We start from the raw sequence: 15,611 nt of genomic DNA, 5'->3' as shown, positions 1-15,611 counted from the left end.
TAAAATTGAATCTTCTGAAATTCTTAAGGAAAATCAGGAAGATTAATTGAAGAAGTTCCAACTTACTCCAATACGGAACACTCGCTCGTTCATAGGATAATGAGGAGCGAAGAAGTAGTTCTTGTCGCCCTGTCCTGCATTGATGTGGCTCATCATTACGAAGAAACGGGTGTGCTTGATGTGAACGTTGGCGTAAACATTGACGATAGGATAGTTGCCTATCTTTACGTTGTTCTCGCCGTTGCCCTGTACCGTATACTGTCCCATATAAGGTGAATAGTCGGGAGCTTCATAGCTTGTAAAGTAGCGCATGTCAGCACCCAGATCTACGTTCAGCACCTTTACTATCTTGAACTTGATGTAGAGGTTGGTGTAGGCATTGAAGGCTGGTACTGGCAGTACACTCTCCTTGCTTGAGTGCTGATAGGTAAACTGGTTTTCCCAGTTCAGAATGCCTAGTCTGAAGTTCTGTTCCAATTGTGCTGTCAGCAGGTTGATTCCTCCGCTTTCCTGCATTGGTGTAACCATGACTCCTGTTCGCAACCCTTTTTCTGTAATGTCATAGCTCTGCGAGAAGTAGGTGTAGTTCTTGATTTCATCTACAGCCACTCTCAGCTTGGTGCGTGTCTTAGGGAAGGAGAGCGTACCCATGATGCGGGTATGGATGGTCTTGTCGCGATCATTCTCCCACCACAGATGGCGGGCGTGATAGTTGCGGTAATAGAACGATGGGGTTTCTCTATGGAAGAAAGCATCGCCTCTTACCTGAAGCGTGTCGCCCAGGAATGGGATGTTCACGTCTACATTACCATCTATGGCAAGGGTTCCGGCGTCAACACCCGTCAGTCCTATTTCTGCTACGGCATTGTAGTGGAGGGTCTTGCCTTCCTGCTTGCTCAGCTGTCCGCCTACGCTCAGCACATGCTCGTTGTATTTTTCTAAACCGCCTTCCATGGTTGGCAGTTCATAGTGACGGAGGTCGTAGCTGGCGAAAGCCTTCAGTCCTGCCTTTGCCCATTTATTAAAACCTTCAAGCATGGCAATGGCGAAAGTATTCTTCATGTGCCAGTGCTTGGTCTGGTCGTAGATGGAGTCACCGGTCAGCCTGCCTGCATCGTAATATTCGTTCAGATAATAGTCGGCTGGGGTCTGATAAGCTTCGTAAATACGGCGATAGTTGTCAAATTTTACCGTATGGATGAAGCTCGTTACCGGAACATATTCGCTCTTGTAGAAAAGCGAGTCTTCGGCATTTTTCTTCTGGATGGCCAGAAGACTGTCGGCAGCAGCTTTTCCGTTTACTGCGATTCGGGTACTGTCGTTCCTGATGTCCTTTACGGCTAAGTCTTTAGCCGGTTCATCGCCTGCAATCTTGGCTCCGTCAGGACGGCCGCTGAATTTAGCTCCCTGCTGTTTGTCGTAGGCTTTTTCATCAAATTTCTTGCCTTGTTCCTTGGCTTTCTTTCTGGCTTCTTCCTTTGCATCCTTATCAGCATTTTCCTTTTTCGAAGCCATGGCAAATTTCTTTGCCTTGATTTCTTCTTCAGTCATCTTTACCTTTCGGCTGAAACCTACGTTGTAGCGGTGGGTAAAGAAGATGTGCTGGTTGTCCAGTCGGTTCCAGTTCTGTTCCAGAACGGTAGGAATTTCATTGGTGGCAAACGATTCGGTGTAGATTTCCGGATGTTTGATGTAATCATCGTTGGTAATACCGCCGTTCTCGGTCATCTTCTCATGATTGGTACTGAAGAGGAAGTGTGCCTGATAGCGGTCGCCCAGGTATGATGCCCACATGCTGTATTTAAAGTGGCTGGTACTCTGTGCGTTATAATATCCTCTGCCATACTTGTAGTCGAATCTGAAACCGGCGCCTAGCCTTTTGTTGGCATTTACTGCAAACATGGCCTTGAAGTCGTCTTCTCCCGTCACCTTGTCGCCGCAGCTGTTCAGCGTTATGTTCGTAATGGGTGAGTAGGTGTTGGTGAAATGGAAGTCGCTTACCGGATTTACGATATAGTCGTAGGGCTCTGTAAAGATGAAGTTGCCCTGCGTGTTGCGGCGGTCGATGAAGATTCGGTTCAGTCGGGCAGTACCCATGTTTCCGAGAGTATTGTATTCGCCTCTCAGTCCTTCCGTGAAGGTTGTGTTCATATACATGTGCTGCAAGGTGTCTACTACCGCAGCCTTTGTGTCGCCGAAGCGTTCGTCTACGGTCCATACTCTGATGCCTTTCGGAATCTCCTTGTCTGAGCCTAGTGAATCGGTGTTCACCTTGCGGTTGGTTTGAGGACGGAACTGCGAATCTTCGTTATAGTTAAAATCATTTTGTGCCGCAACCGGGATGGTTGCAGCACAAAATAGGAGTGATGAGAATATAATTTTCTTCTTCATTATTTCTTAAATAGTCGGATACATACTTCGGCAATCTTGAGCACTACACCCACGATGAGTACGATGTAGGCGATATTGCGGCTTTCTTCCAGCTGGGTCCAGAGTATTACCCCTACGATGGCGAGCAGCATGAAGGCGATGTTGAGATAGTTGCGCACCTTCAGCATGTTGTTATGGTCGCTGTAGGCCAATGGGCGAAGCCGGTGGTGCTGAGGTCTTACGGCGTAGCTGGTAGGCTGCTTCTGCTCAGTCTGTTCTGCGCCCTGCTCAGCTGTAGGCTGGGCTGTAGCGTTTGCAGGCTGCTGTGCCTCGTTCTGTTGTATCTTATTGTCTGTATTCTGATTATTCATTTTTCTTCAACTTATTGTTTTACTAATGCAGCTAACTCTGCGAATATCTGGTCCTTGCGGTCGATGGTGCATCTGCGGAACTTTCCGAAGATCTTAGCCAGGTCGTTCTGCTTCTTGTTGAGCGCAATCTTGTCACTGATTACCTCTTCTGCAGGTTCCTTGAAACCGGTGCTTCTTCCTTCCTCGTAGTTGTAGATGATGCGGCCGAGCGAGAGATTCAGATGATTGTCTGAAATCCTGGCTACCAGCTGGTATTTGAATTCCGTGCGGTCGAGCGAGATGAATGACTGGCTGAAAACGAGCCATTCGTCCATCGTGTTGGCGATGACGTGTTCAGCATCGTTTACCAGTGCTACCCGGCTTGCTATGTTCTGGTCGTTCTGTGTCAGTTCACTCATGTATTTTAATACGATGTCGTAAATCTGCTTGGCAGTTTTTCCGTTAGCATCCGTATCGAGTGTGAATTCTATCTTGTTTTCATCATTATATGTGATAGCGCCTGCCAGATATTTCATGTCCACTTTGGCTATTGTGCCATTTGCCAGCTTGTTGGCAGGCTTGGCAGCCTCCTTTGGCTTAGCGGCTACGGCAACAGGAATCGCCCATCCCGTGGTTGATGTGGTTGGCGCCTTGGCGCTTGCAGCGTTGATGCTGTCGGCTTGGGCCTTCAGTTTGGCAGCCTGTGCTTTAATCTTAGCCACTTCCAGTGCCTTCTTGGCAGCTTCCAGCTGTTTCTGTGCCTGCTCCAGCTGCTGCTCTTCAGTCAGCACGGTTTGGGCCTGTGCAGTCATCAGCGGGAGGAGCATAAATATGGGGATGATGATTTTTTTCATGTCGAGTTGTTTTTATGAAACTATAAAATGACGGTTCCTGATTGCGGAACTTAGCGGAAGATGAGGGATTCAAACCCCCGATACCCCGAAGAGGGTATACCGGATTTCGAGTCCAGCGCATTCGGTCACTCTGCCAATCTTCCTTTTTATTTTATCAGATGCAAAAGTAATACATTTTTTGCATCTGACAAAATATTGCTGTTATTTTTTAACTATATTAACCCCGCTTTATAGGATTTTATACTATAGTTTTTTACTGTTGCTGCAGGAATCTGTCGGCCTCGATGGCAGCCTTGGCTCCCGAGCCTGCGGCAACAACACCCTGGCGGTAGATTGGGTCGGCTACATCGCCTGCTGCGAAAACACCCGGAATGTTGGTGGTGGCAGTACCTGGCACTACTTTGATGAAGCCCTGCTCGTCGAGATCTATCTGCCCCTTGAAGAGGTCGGTGTTAGGCTTATGTCCGATAGCCAGGAAGAATCCGTCGATGCTGATGTCAAACTTCTCTTCATTGGCTTCGCCCTTGTGGCGCACGAGATGAGCACCTTCTACACCGTTCTTGCCGAAGAGCCCCAGCGTATTGGTTTCGAACAGAATCTCGATGTTCTCCTTGTTCTTTACACGCTGCTGCATGATTTCTGAAGCACGGAGATAAGGCTTGCGTACAATCATGTAAACCTTCTTGGCAAGTCCGGATAGATACATGGCCTCTTCGCAGGCAGTATCGCCACCGCCCACTACGGCTACGGTGCGCTTGCGGTAGAAGAATCCGTCACAGGTAGCACAGGCTGAAACGCCCTGTCCGCGATATTTCTCTTCATCGGCAAGACCCAGATATTTGGCTGATGCACCTGTGGCGATGATCACGGTTTCTGCCTCAATCTCGTTGTCGCGCTCATCTGTAAGATGAAATGGGCGTGAGCTGAAATCTGCCTTCACGATGCTTCCGTCTCTCATTTCGGCTCCGAATCGGGCTGCCTGTTCCTTCATGTCCATCATCATCTGTGTTCCGTCTACGCCGTTAGGATAGCCCGGAAAGTTTTCTACCTCTGTGGTAATGGTGAGCTGTCCGCCCGGCTGCATACCTGAATAGAGTACTGGCTGCAGGTTGGCTCTGCCGGCATAAATGGCAGCAGTATATCCTGCAGGACCGCTACCTATAATTAATGTCTTTATCTTTTCCATTTTTTATCTTATAGTTATGTTTTTGTTTCCGATGGCTCGAAATGAGCCATTTTTCTCTGCAAAGGTACATCAAAACAATGAGAAATCAAAATAAAAATACAATATTTTTCTTTTCTTGCATAAATTATTGCTTTCGTTTGAAGAATTATTGTTATCTTTGCACCCGAAAATAAGATGCTCCGGAAAGAACATCAATTAGACGAAACGAAAAATATTTACTTGATATATGAATCAGATTAAGAAGATTGTACTGACGGGTGGACCTTGTGCGGGCAAGACTACCGCTATGGTTAAGGTGATTGAACATTTCTCCAGTCTCGGCTATAAGGTCTTTACCATTCCCGAGGTTCCAACCATGTTCACCCAGGCGGGCATGAATTATCTCACCTCCAACAAGGATTTTTTCTTCGAGGGCGAGAAGGCTACTTTCCAGACTCAGATCAACCTGGAAGACAGTTTCCTGCGCATGGCTGAAACATTGCAGCAGCCGGTCATCATCGTCTGCGATCGTGGTACGATGGATATTTCTACCTATCTCACTCCCGATTTCTGGCACCGCATCATCTCTGAAGAGGGCTATACAGATGCCCAGCTTCGCGACCGCTATGATGCTGTGCTGCATCTGGTGAGTGCTGCTGATGGTGCCGAGCAGTTTTATACTACAGCCAACAATGCGCAGCGCCTGGAGAAGGCCGATGAAGAAGGACTGAAGATAGCGCGCGAGTTGGACAAGAAGATTGTTTCTGCATGGAAGGGGCATCCTCATCTCAGGGTAATCAATAACCACGAAGATTTCAACAACAAGCTGAACCGTGTGCTCAAGGAGATAAGCAATGTGCTTGCCATTCCGCAGCCGATAGAGGAGGAGCGAAAATATATCGTGAAGCTGACGGGCGAGGTTCCTAATGCGATAGACAGCGATATTGTTCAGACTTATCTTACGGGTGAGCCGAGCAGCGAGATTCGTCTTCGCCGTCGCGGTTTCGAGGGAGGCAAGTATGTGTATGTTCACACCACCAAGAAGCGTCTTTCAGACAATGAGCAGATTGAGACAGAGCGACAGATTAATGCCAATCTTTATGAGAGTATGCTTCAGCAGGCTGACCCTTACCGCCAGCGCATTCATAAGCATCGCAAGAGCTTTATCTGGAAGGGTCAGTATTTCGAGCTCGACGAGTTTCTTGAGCCGGTTTCCGATCTGATGATTCTTGAAACCCGCGGCATTTCAGCCAACGAGAGCGTGAAGTTTCCTCCTTTCATCCAGGTGCTGGAGGATATTACGGGCAACACTAAATATTATAATTATAACATAGCGCTGAAGCGGTAAAATCGGCCGGTTATAACTGATTCAAGTAAGATAGAGGGTGTTGAGGAATATTTTTGAACCCCGAAATCCTTAATGACCTTAATGACCTTGACCTTAATGACCGGATTTCTAGGCAGGAACGAAAAAGACCGCTCTCCTCATGATTATTTTCTGAGGTGAGCGGTCTATTTTATGATTGAGTCTCCTTATTATAATAAGGTGGACTCAGGGGCTTTATCCCATGCAGCTCGTTACTCCGAGCGTAGTAGCGATAGCGGTCAGAATGCTGATGGCTATTTGAAGAATTGTTTTCCAAGGCATAATTTTAAATGTTGAATTTTTTTTGGGGGGCGGATAGGCTGGGCTAGGGGCTAGCAACCTAGCCAGTCTATCCTTTGGGGGCTATTCAAGGCCGTCGCCAGTATCGTCCTTGCCGGTAGTGCTGCCGCCTGATTCAGAGCCTTGGCCATCGCTGCCGGTTTGACCGGTGTTTGAACCACCTGGGGTAGAACCGCCTGGCGTATTCTCCGGAGTGGCTGGGGCGTTGAGGTCAACGTTGGTCTTACCCTCCTTAATCGCCTTGATAACGGCTGCCTGAGCACTGCGGCTGGCTACGAGATTGAACTCGGCGTCATCGCGAAGATTCTTAAACTCCTGACCTGGCTCCCACTGAACCTTCACGCCGGTGATGTTCTGTGCGGTGAACTTGTCGGCATCCTCAGCACCCTTCGAGGTGAGAAGGAGAGAGAAATCACCGAGGTCGCCCAGACGAATCTTCTTGCCCTCGAGCAACATCTCACGCATGCAGTCTACGGCGATGTAGAGGATGGCGCTGATGTCAGCTCTCGAATAAACACTACCATGAGAGGTGATGTGCTTGGCAAACTTCTCGATGGTCATGATGTCGGTGTACTGCGAGATGGCGAAAGCATTCTGCTTCTCGGTCTTTACGAGTTCCAAGTCCTTTGGATCAGGAGTCTTGCCCTCCTTCTTTGCCTGGTTGATGCGTGACTTAGCCTGGTTGATTTCCAGAAGATTTGCGTTCACGCTACGCATTACGATGCTGTAATTAATCATAGTCTGTAGTATGTTTAGAGTCCTTGTTTTGCAACTCCCCAGAACGCCTCGTTCCTGCCGTTTTCGGGGTCTTCATTGATGACCGGCGCCTGCCATCATTTATGACCCGTGTAGGTCTTAAGAGAAGACCCGAGCAAGGCACAAAAGGCTGTTCTTTCGATTGCCGGTGCAAAGATACAACATTTTCGGGCAGAATACAAGCTTTTACCCTAACTTTCTATGCGAGAAAAGTTATAAGTGGCTGTAATACAATAAGTTCTATCGATTTTCTATCTGAACTTTATTGCAGACAAACAGAAAAGCGCTGAAACATGCGATGGAGAACTAGAATAGCTAAGCGGTCATTTCCGGTCATGGTCATTTTCGGTCATTTTTAAAAAGAGTTTGGTCATTTTGAGCTATAGTAAATATAAATAATTATTTATATTATACTATAGATGACCATTTCTCCCCCGAAATGAAAATGACCGGAAATGACCATGACCGAAAATGACCAGATTATAATCTTAAAAAAGAGAGAATATAATATGATGCGATGTGAGCTAAAATATTGTGTATTAGTGAGTATACGCTTTATGTGTGAACTCTCTTTAATCCTTTCTGTATAGTAATAATCTACATTCTCTAGTGCGGAATACTGTCCGTTACACGGCTCTGCTCTCCATTTTCTACTTTCTGATTTGCTGAATTTTGTCACAAAATCTACCTTCTGAGCGCATTTTAGGGTCTGAGGAGGAGCATTTTTCACCCCTAGTAGAGGGGGTAAAACTCCTTTCTAACCCTCTAATTTTTCTTTTTTCTTCCTAAAATGCAAAATTCTGCTTGTATTTTGCCTCTTTTTTATTTCTGTATTATGTAGGTAAGAAGTATTTACATCCTTGAAATATTAGTGTTAGGTTATTATGCTTCCTGTAGCCAATTTCTAGGTACGTTTTGTAAATACGCCTAGAAAGAATGCGTATTCTTTCTTTACAAAAGTGCTTGAAGTTTCTCTGAAAGGACTAAGTCTTATAATCGCATTTTTCACTATCTTTCAGCAGTTATCTCTCTCTTTTTGCAAGAAATGAGACTAAAAATAGCACAAAACAGACCGTTTTCCCTTAGTTTATTATCTTCAAAATGAAGAAAAATAGTGTGTTTTTAAAAGAAAACCTCTTCCTTAACGCGTCGTTCGTTAAGGAAGAGGTCTGTTTTTACTGGTCTTTTTGAAGACCAAATTCGTTAGAAATATGATTCGTTTTCTTAAAGTTTTGACCAGTCGATGCTGCGGATAAAAGCCAAGGTTGAAACCCAATCGCAGTCTAGGCAGAATGGAGTAGGAGCATCTGGAGTGTTGTAATAAGCCAGGGTAAACTCTGTATCTGCATCCTTAAATGCCTTGTGGTCGATGGTTGCCTGCTTGAAAAACTGGGTTACGAGCGGCTTATTTTTGTTTGAAGCCTCCTTCAGGCGCTTCTGGTAGAGCGTAATATAAACACTCATGGCGTAGGCCTGCTCGTTGAGATAGCGAACCTTTATGTTCAAGGTGTCCTTGCTCAGATTTTTGTCGAGCATTACATACGGTGGCAGAATCTTGCTGCGCATGTAGGTCATTGCGTCAAACTTGAAGAGGGCTGTACGGCGCTCGTCCATGCTCTTCGTGGTGTCGTTGAGGATTGCATCAGAAGTGCGGAGCACCTCGTTTAATACATCCTGGGCGCTTGCCTTAGCTATGCTGAGGGTGAGCGCAAATAATAATATTATGTATCTCATCTTTTTGAAATTATTAATTATCAATTCTTTTTAATCGTTGGTGTGGCGCAAGAGGAAGATGCTGTGGTCGATGCACGCTGGCAATTCTTCCTTATAATGCGTTACCATGATCATGGTTTTGTTCTGGCGGCGACAGAAGGCTTCGATGACGTCTTTTACGAGTCGGCGGTTGCGGTTGTCGAGTCCGTGGAGCGGCTCATCGAGAATCAGCAGTTCCGGGTCCTTGACAAAGGCACGTGCCAGGAGAACGAGGCGCTGTTCGCCGCTGGAGAGCTTCAGGAAACCACGGTCTTCAAGACCTTCCAGTCCGAAGACTTTCATCCAGAAGCGGCACTTGTCCATGTCTTCTTCCTTCGGCTTTACATAGAGACCTACGGAATCCATCAGGCCGCTTGCTACGATGCGGATGGCTGGCAGGTCGCGCTGGTAAGAGCGGTGAAGCTCAGGCGATACGTAGCCGATGTGCTTCTTGATGTCCCAGATGCTTTCGCCGCTGCCTCTTGGATTGTCGAAGAGGGTAATGTCGCAGGCGTAGCTCTGCGGATTGTCGGCACAAACCAGACTGAGAAGCGTACTCTTTCCGGCTCCGTTCTGTCCGCTCAAAGCCCATCGCTCGCCGTTCATCACGGTCCAGTCGAGGTCGTTGAGGATGATTCGCTCGCCATACTGTATGCGTACCTTGTTCATCTTCACCACTTCCTGGGTGTGATATTCGCGGTCGCTGTAAGGCTGGTCTACGATGGCCTGTTCCATCTCCGGGCTCAGCACATGGGCAGGCACGGATTCTCTGCCGGCAAGATATTCGGCGAGGGTTACCTTAGGCAGAACCTTCATATCCTTCACTTCTACCACGTGGGTGATGAAATCGGGAATATCATCGCTCTTGCTCAGTACGAGGATAATCTGCAGGGCTCGCTCTGAAGAGAGAGTCTTGAGCAGTTCCTTGAGCTGGTCGCGGGTTTCAGCATCGAGTCCGATAAACGGATTGTCCATGATGAGCACGCGAGGCTCTGAGAAGAGGGTAGAGGCTAGTTTGAACTTGCGGAGTTCGCCACTTGAGAGCAGGATGGTGTATTTCTCCATCAGATGCTGCATGTGGAAGAGTTTGTAGATGTGCTGCTGCAGGGCTCTGCGCTCCGGAGTGTCTTCGCCAGCCATCTGGTAGGCTTCTTCCAGCTTGTCCTTTACGATAGGCGTGTTCTCGTCTATTTCGAGCTGGTTCCAGCGCTGCTGCAGGAAATAAGTGCGGTCGTTATCGCCTCCGTAGCTGTCGCGGAAGGTAATATACTTGATGTTGTCGCTCACCATTGTTTTCTGACTAGGTGAGAAATCGTAATCTGGGTCGTGCCTCAGGAGTGGGTGGCGACCTACGATGATGTCGACAAACATTGATTTTCCTCCACCGTTCGGACCTACGATAGCGATGTGTTCACCATCGCACGCCTCGAAGTTTACGGGTTCTGCCATACGCCATTCAGGCATGCGGGTAACACCATTTTTAATGCTAATAATCTTTTGCATCTCTCTTATTTTTTTATTCTACTCTGATTCTTTGTTGCAAAGTCTTTCCAGCTGCTGTAGTGCTTGGCGTCGGTCTCCGGGCGGTTCATCTGCAGAAAGTGGCAGTAGGCTGCCCCCAGCGCATCGGTAGCGTCCATGAACTTCGGCATTTCGTCTTGCTGAATATGGAGCAGTCGCTGCAGCATTCCCGCCACCTGTTCCTTCGAAGCCTGTCCCTGTCCTGTAATGGCCATCTTGATTTTGAGTGGCGCATATTCGTGGATAGGAACGCTGTGATGAATGGCGGCTGCGATGGCTACTCCCTGCGCTCTGCCCAGCTTGAGCATCGACTGCACGTTCTTGCCGAAGAAGGGTGCTTCGATGGCCATCTCATCGGGCAGATAGCTGTCGATGATGCCGGTTACGCGGTCGAAGATCTTGCCCAGCCGGAGATAGGGATCGCTCTCCTTGCGCATGTCGATGACGCCCATCACCACCAGTTCGGCCTTGTTGCCGATGATGCGGATTACGCCATAGCCCATCACGTTGGTTCCGGGGTCAATGCCGAGAATGATCTTCTCTGTATTCGATTTCTTGATCATCGCTGATAAATCTCCTGACTTTTTTAGAATGCTGTTTTAACGGTCCATATATGGATTGTGAGCGAGCTCTTCGCCTATGCTGGTGTATTCGCCATGACCCGGGAGAACCTGGGTTTCGTCAGGCAACTGACCGAGATGGCGCAGACTGTTGATGATGCGGAACATGCTGCCTCCAGGGAAATCGGTTCTGCCGATAGAGTTGTGGAAGAGGGTGTCACCGGTGAAGGCTACGTGCTCTGCCTCGCAATAGAAGGTGACGGAACCGCTGCTGTGGCCCGGAGTGGCGATGACCTGGAACTCGTGGTTGCCGAACTTGATGACCTCTTCATCTTCGAAGAATCTGCCAATAGGCGGAAACTGGTAATCGAGTTGCATCTGATAGAAGGTTTCTGCCTGTTTGGCGAGTCCCTTCATCAGGTTTTCATCAGCTGCCGATACTTCCGGTTTCAGTCCGAACTCCTGGTAGATGGTGTTGTTGCCGAAGTTATGGTCAAGATGACCATGGGTTACGAGCAGGTGAACGGGTTTGAGCTGGTTCTCCTTAATATATTGTGTAATAGCCGTGCGCTCTTCCGGATAGAAGGCGCCGCAATCGATGATGACGCATTCCTTGGTCTCATCGCTCACCACGTAGCAGTTTTCCTGCAACATGTTTACTTGAAATCTTTCTATATGTAACATTTCTTACTTTGAACTTTATGATTACTTTGAACTTTGAGCTTTGAACTTTATGATTAGCAAAGCAAATGAATTCTTCACTCTTCGTTCTTCGTTCTTCACTTCTATTACGCCGGAACGTAAACCAGTTGCTTGTCCTGACTGAACCATTCTTCATCGAAGAAAGTGCTGAGCGGAGTGATTTCTGAAATCTTGAAGTATTGCTTCAGTTCTTCTTTCAGATTACCGCCCTTCAGACACAGAAGTCCGTTAGGCAGAGCGTTTTGTCCCTTCTGCTTAAAGTTTTTCTTGATAATCTTCATCAGGTCAGGAAGCTGCATTACCGCACGGCTTACCACGAAATCGTATTTGCCTTTTTCGTCCTCTCCGCGCAGGTGCTCTGCCTTGAGATTCTGCAGATTGATGGCCGTAGCCACCTCGTTGCAGACTCTGATTTTCTTGCCCGTTCCATCTATCAGCTTGAACTTGCATTCAGGGAAGAGGATAGCGAGCGGAATGCCGGGGAAACCTCCGCCGCAGCCGAAATCGAGAATCTCTGTGCCCGGACGGAAATGGATGGCCTTGGCTATTGCCAGAGAATGGAGCACGTGGTGCTCGTACAGATTATCGATGTCCTTGCGGCTGATGACATTGATCTTGCTGTTCCAGTCGCGGTATAATGCATCGAGTGCCTCGAACTGCTTTTTCTGCTCTTCCGTGAGGTTCGGGAAGTATTTCTCTATTATTTCTATCATATAATTATATGTATTCTTCTTTATTTCTACCGATTTTTCTGCAAAGGTAGTGTAAAAAATCGGAAAACACGTAATAAAAACATCAAAATCTGTCAGATTATGCTCGTATATTAAGTTTTTTGCGTAACTTTGCACCCGTTTTCAATATAATTTAAGCAAAAATTGATAAAAACAGACAAGGAAATATGATAAAAGCAGCACTCTTCGATCTGGATGGTGTGGTATTCGATACAGAATCGCAGTACTCCATCTTCTGGGGAATGATAGGCAGGGAGTATCATCCGGAAATGCCCGATTTCGAATATCGCATCAAAGGACAGACTCTGGTTCAGATTTACGACAAGTATTTCACCGATGAAGCCGTCTTCGCCCACATCGAAGGTTTTACAGGCGCAAAGGAGGAACAGGCTAAGATTACAGCCCGACTGGATGAGTTTGAAAAGAGCATGCAGTATGAATATATTGCAGGGTTCGAAGATTTCATCAGCGACTTGAAGCAGCATGGCGTAAAATGCGCTGTGGTAACGAGCAGCAACATTCAGAAGATGCTGAATGTCTACGACCGTCACCCGGAATTCAAGGCTTATTTCGACCGTGTGCTGACCAGCGAGGATTTCGCCGAGAGCAAGCCTCATCCAGACTGCTATCTGAAAGGTGCAGCCTATTTCGGTGTGGAACCGGAGGACTGTGTAGGACTGGAAGACAGCTTCAACGGACTGAAGGCGGTGAGAGCCTCAGGAGCCTTTACCCTAGGTCTCGCCACAACGAACAGCAGAGAAACCATCCAACCGCTATCCGACTATGTGATAGATGATTACAGAGGTTTCAGCTTTGCTGACTTGCAGCGCATCGTGGAGAATGCGAAATAGATTCAACGCAGAACAATAAATAAATCAAAATAAAAAATGGGATATTTATCTACTGACAAGAAGAAAATTACCACCAAGACCTTCGCAGAAATGAAGAAGGCTGGCGAGAAAGTAACCATGCTGACAGCATACGACTTTACAACAGCCGGAATTATAGATGCTGCAGGAATTGACTCTATATTAATAGGTGATTCGGCCAGCAATGTGATGGCAGGAAATGCAGACACATTGCCGATTACCGTAGACCAGATGATTTATCACGCCCGCAGCGTGGCACGTGCCTGCCATCATGCATTCGTGGTTTGCGACATGCCTTTCGGCAGCTATCAGATCAGCAAGGAAGAGGCGCTGCGCAATGCTTGCCGCATGATGAAGGAGACGGGTGTAGACGCTCTGAAACTGGAAGGCGGCGTAGAAATCTGCGAAACCGTTAAGGCGCTGGTTAATGCCGGAATCCCGGTTCATGGTCATCTCGGACTTACCCCGCAGAGCGTGAACAAGTTTGGCGGTTATGGCATTCGTGCCAAGGAAGAGGCTGAGGCACAGAAACTTATCAGCGACGCCATTGCGCTGGACGAAGCAGGCTGCTTTGCCATCGTGCTGGAGAAGGTTCCTGCTAAGCTCGCTGCTGAAGTAAGCAAGAAGGTGAAGGCTGTAACGATTGGAATCGGTGCTGGTAACGGCTGCGACGGACAGGTTCTGGTTTATGCTGATGCACTCGGAATGACACAGGGCTTCAAGCCTAAGTTCCTGCGCCACTTTGCTCAGGTAGGCGAGGAAATGACCAAGGGTGTGAAGGCTTATATTGATGCGGTGAAGACCGTAGATTATCCTAGCGCTGAAGAGAGTTATTAACATTAACTCTCTTTTTAGCGAAGTGTAAGAGAGTATAAATACGATAGATTCATAAAAGAGTTTAGAATAATGGATACACAAAATACACCAGTACATATCAAGCTGTGGCACAAGGACTTCTGGCGATTATGCTTTGCCAATCTCTTGCTGATGTCGAGTGTGTACATGCTCATTTTTGCCATTCCTTATATCCTGCTTCAGGAGAAGTATCAGATGTGGCAGATAGGGTGTGTGCTTCTTGCATACGGCTTTGGACTTTTCCTGTTTGGCGGCTTCTGCTCTTATCTGGTGCAGCGCTACCGCAGGAATATGGTCTGTCAGCTTTCCATTTTAGGTGTGGTTGTTTGCCTTTCGGTTCTTTACTATCTGGATACATTCTGGAACGTCAGGTTTTCTTTTGAGATTCTTCTGGCGGTTCGTTTCCTGTTGGGAGCATTTCTGGGGCTGGCTCAGATGTCGCTAGCCAGTACGCTGGTTATTGATTCCTGTGAGTCGTTCCAGCGCACCGAGGCTAATTACATTACCTCCTGGTTTGCCCGCTTTTCGGTAGCCGTAGGACCCTTGGTGGCATGTTTTGTTTACAACTATTTCGGCATGGGCTATGTTTTCCCTACGGCTTCGTTGCTGGCTTTGGGAGCCTTCGTGCTGGTTTCTCGCGCCAAGTTTCCTTTTAAGGCACCAGCCGAAGGAATCAAGGTTTTCAGCCTCGACCGTTTCTATCTGCCACAGGGAACTCCACTGTTTGTCAACATCATCCTGATTACTTTTTCTGCGGGATTATACTTTTCTTTGCCTCATTCCTCTGGCATTTTTCTGATGATTTTCGGAGGATTGATCTTGGCGTTCCTGGCAGAAAAGTTTGTCTTTGCTGATGCAGATCTGAAGAGTCAGATAATAGTAGGTCTGGTACTGCTGGGAGCAGCTCAGCTGATTTCGTTCGCAAGTCAGGAGTTTGCCGTAGAAATCGTGGTTCCAGCCTTGCTGGGTTTCAGCTTGGGAATCATCGGAAGTCGTTTCTTGCTCTTCTATATCAAGCTTGCCAAACATTGCCAGCGCGGCACGAGCGTGAATTCGTTCTTCCTGGCTTGGGAATTGGGATTGAGCTTGGGACTCGGTCTCGGATTCCTGTTCCATAATCTTCCGGCGAGAGCGCATTTTGACGTAGATCATCCTGTATATAATATGGTTGAATCAGGGATGTTGCACTATGCACTTCTTTTTACAATCGTATCGTTGCTGGTGTACAATTTCTTGGTTCATCCTTGGTACATGAAGCATAAAAACAGATAAAATATTTGAAATCTCGTTTGTTTCATAAAAGCTATTCTTTAAAAGAACCTAAAAATAGCTTTTATGAAACATTTTTAATATTATTTAGATAGCTTTTTTCGCTTTTGTGGCTTAATTTGAGTACTTTTGCGTTTAGTTTTGGAAATATATTGTTTGAATTAAGAAATTAAACGTAAAAATATAGAATT

General features: G+C 47.1%; 15 protein-coding genes and 1 tRNA gene. 4 read left to right on the top strand and 12 right to left on the bottom strand.

What is annotated here, in order from left to right:
* Window positions 1-42 precede the first annotated feature (42 nt).
* The 5 genes from ACWJAO_RS04685 to trxB all read right to left on the bottom strand — a co-directional run bounded on the left by ACWJAO_RS04685 (window position 43) and on the right by trxB (window position 4,760).
* Window positions 43-2,391 carry a putative porin gene (locus tag ACWJAO_RS04685; RefSeq protein ID WP_449139429.1) on the bottom strand — a complete coding sequence of 783 codons (2,349 nt, stop codon included), beginning with the start codon at window positions 2,389-2,391 and terminating at the stop codon, window positions 43-45.
* Complete coding sequence (locus tag ACWJAO_RS04680; protein ID WP_287861963.1) at window positions 2,391-2,741, bottom strand: mechanosensitive ion channel protein MscS; 351 nt, start codon at window positions 2,739-2,741, stop codon at window positions 2,391-2,393. The genes ACWJAO_RS04685 and ACWJAO_RS04680 overlap by 1 nt, the downstream gene beginning before the upstream one ends.
* 11 nt (window positions 2,742-2,752) lie before the next feature.
* A complete protein-coding gene (locus ACWJAO_RS04675) occupies window positions 2,753-3,574 on the bottom strand; it encodes a DUF4468 domain-containing protein (protein ID WP_264899803.1) in 822 nt (273 codons plus the stop codon).
* A 54-nt stretch (window positions 3,575-3,628) separates the two neighbouring features.
* Window positions 3,629-3,717 (bottom strand) — tRNA-Ser (locus ACWJAO_RS04670).
* 110 nt (window positions 3,718-3,827) lie between these two features.
* Entirely contained in the window at window positions 3,828-4,760 is a 933-nt protein-coding gene (gene trxB, locus ACWJAO_RS04665) for a thioredoxin-disulfide reductase (RefSeq protein ID WP_264899802.1), read from the bottom strand.
* A 226-nt stretch (window positions 4,761-4,986) separates the two neighbouring features.
* Between trxB and ACWJAO_RS04660 the strand changes: the two genes are divergently transcribed.
* A complete protein-coding gene (locus tag ACWJAO_RS04660; RefSeq protein WP_449139428.1) occupies window positions 4,987-6,087 on the top strand; it encodes an AAA family ATPase in 1,101 nt (366 codons plus the stop codon).
* Window positions 6,088-6,300: 213 nt separating this feature from the next.
* Here ACWJAO_RS04660 and ACWJAO_RS04655 read toward each other — a convergent pair whose 3' ends face one another.
* The 7 genes from ACWJAO_RS04655 to rsmG form a co-directional block, all read right to left on the bottom strand.
* A complete protein-coding gene (locus ACWJAO_RS04655) occupies window positions 6,301-6,387 on the bottom strand; it encodes a smalltalk protein (protein WP_449139448.1) in 87 nt (28 codons plus the stop codon).
* Window positions 6,388-6,468: 81 nt separating this feature from the next.
* The gene (locus ACWJAO_RS04650; RefSeq protein ID WP_449139427.1) at window positions 6,469-7,143 is read right to left on the bottom strand and encodes an HU family DNA-binding protein; all 675 of its coding nucleotides are present in this window, start codon (window positions 7,141-7,143) and stop codon (window positions 6,469-6,471) included.
* Window positions 7,144-8,385: 1,242 nt separating this feature from the next.
* On the bottom strand, window positions 8,386-8,895 hold the full coding sequence (locus ACWJAO_RS04645) for a hypothetical protein (protein WP_449139426.1): 510 nt from the start codon (window positions 8,893-8,895) through the stop codon (window positions 8,386-8,388).
* Window positions 8,896-8,925: 30 nt separating this feature from the next.
* The gene (locus ACWJAO_RS04640) at window positions 8,926-10,416 is read right to left on the bottom strand and encodes an ATP-binding cassette domain-containing protein (RefSeq protein WP_449139425.1); all 1,491 of its coding nucleotides are present in this window, start codon (window positions 10,414-10,416) and stop codon (window positions 8,926-8,928) included.
* A 5-nt stretch (window positions 10,417-10,421) separates the two neighbouring features.
* Entirely contained in the window at window positions 10,422-10,997 is a 576-nt protein-coding gene (ruvC, locus tag ACWJAO_RS04635) for a crossover junction endodeoxyribonuclease RuvC (RefSeq protein WP_006846693.1), read from the bottom strand.
* A gap of 36 nt (window positions 10,998-11,033) precedes the next feature.
* Window positions 11,034-11,678: an MBL fold metallo-hydrolase gene (locus ACWJAO_RS04630; RefSeq protein ID WP_040552607.1), complete on the bottom strand. Its 645-nt coding sequence runs from the start codon at window positions 11,676-11,678 to the stop codon at window positions 11,034-11,036.
* A gap of 104 nt (window positions 11,679-11,782) precedes the next feature.
* On the bottom strand, window positions 11,783-12,409 hold the full coding sequence (gene rsmG / locus ACWJAO_RS04625; RefSeq protein ID WP_040552760.1) for a 16S rRNA (guanine(527)-N(7))-methyltransferase RsmG: 627 nt from the start codon (window positions 12,407-12,409) through the stop codon (window positions 11,783-11,785).
* A gap of 185 nt (window positions 12,410-12,594) precedes the next feature.
* Here rsmG and ACWJAO_RS04620 point away from each other — a divergent pair, with 185 nt between their 5' ends.
* From ACWJAO_RS04620 to ACWJAO_RS04610, 3 genes are all read left to right on the top strand, one after another.
* Window positions 12,595-13,278 (top strand): HAD family hydrolase, encoded by a 684-nt coding sequence (locus tag ACWJAO_RS04620; protein ID WP_449139424.1) that lies wholly within the window; start codon window positions 12,595-12,597, stop codon window positions 13,276-13,278.
* Between the two features lie 36 nt (window positions 13,279-13,314).
* Entirely contained in the window at window positions 13,315-14,133 is an 819-nt protein-coding gene (gene panB / locus ACWJAO_RS04615; RefSeq protein ID WP_449139423.1) for a 3-methyl-2-oxobutanoate hydroxymethyltransferase, read from the top strand.
* A 69-nt stretch (window positions 14,134-14,202) separates the two neighbouring features.
* On the top strand, window positions 14,203-15,423 hold the full coding sequence (locus tag ACWJAO_RS04610; protein ID WP_449139422.1) for an MFS transporter: 1,221 nt from the start codon (window positions 14,203-14,205) through the stop codon (window positions 15,421-15,423).
* The last annotated feature ends 188 nt before the right edge of the window (window positions 15,424-15,611 follow it).

This window comes from Segatella sp., from assembly GCF_977051555.1.
The sequence above is the reverse complement of the archived record's forward strand: the minus strand, read 5'-3'. Positions and strand labels throughout refer to the sequence as shown.

Bases quoted from the DNA above. Each gene is read 5' to 3' on its own strand.
- ACWJAO_RS04685 (WP_449139429.1), bottom strand. From the start codon at position 2,391: ATGAAGAAGAAAATTATATTCTCATCACTCCTATTTTGTGCTGCAACC.
- ACWJAO_RS04680 (WP_287861963.1), bottom strand. From the start codon at position 2,741: ATGAATAATCAGAATACAGACAATAAGATACAACAGAACGAGGCACAG.
- ACWJAO_RS04675 (WP_264899803.1), bottom strand. From the start codon at position 3,574: ATGAAAAAAATCATCATCCCCATATTTATGCTCCTCCCGCTGATGACT.
- trxB (WP_264899802.1), bottom strand. From the start codon at position 4,760: ATGGAAAAGATAAAGACATTAATTATAGGTAGCGGTCCTGCAGGATAT.
- ACWJAO_RS04660 (WP_449139428.1), top strand. From the start codon at position 4,987: ATGAATCAGATTAAGAAGATTGTACTGACGGGTGGACCTTGTGCGGGC.
- ACWJAO_RS04655 (WP_449139448.1), bottom strand. From the start codon at position 6,387: ATGCCTTGGAAAACAATTCTTCAAATAGCCATCAGCATTCTGACCGCT.
- ACWJAO_RS04650 (WP_449139427.1), bottom strand. From the start codon at position 7,143: ATGATTAATTACAGCATCGTAATGCGTAGCGTGAACGCAAATCTTCTG.
- ACWJAO_RS04645 (WP_449139426.1), bottom strand. From the start codon at position 8,895: ATGAGATACATAATATTATTATTTGCGCTCACCCTCAGCATAGCTAAG.
- ACWJAO_RS04640 (WP_449139425.1), bottom strand. From the start codon at position 10,416: ATGCAAAAGATTATTAGCATTAAAAATGGTGTTACCCGCATGCCTGAA.
- ruvC (WP_006846693.1), bottom strand. From the start codon at position 10,997: ATGATCAAGAAATCGAATACAGAGAAGATCATTCTCGGCATTGACCCC.
- ACWJAO_RS04630 (WP_040552607.1), bottom strand. From the start codon at position 11,678: ATGTTACATATAGAAAGATTTCAAGTAAACATGTTGCAGGAAAACTGC.
- rsmG (WP_040552760.1), bottom strand. From the start codon at position 12,409: ATGATAGAAATAATAGAGAAATACTTCCCGAACCTCACGGAAGAGCAG.
- ACWJAO_RS04620 (WP_449139424.1), top strand. From the start codon at position 12,595: ATGATAAAAGCAGCACTCTTCGATCTGGATGGTGTGGTATTCGATACA.
- panB (WP_449139423.1), top strand. From the start codon at position 13,315: ATGGGATATTTATCTACTGACAAGAAGAAAATTACCACCAAGACCTTC.
- ACWJAO_RS04610 (WP_449139422.1), top strand. From the start codon at position 14,203: ATGGATACACAAAATACACCAGTACATATCAAGCTGTGGCACAAGGAC.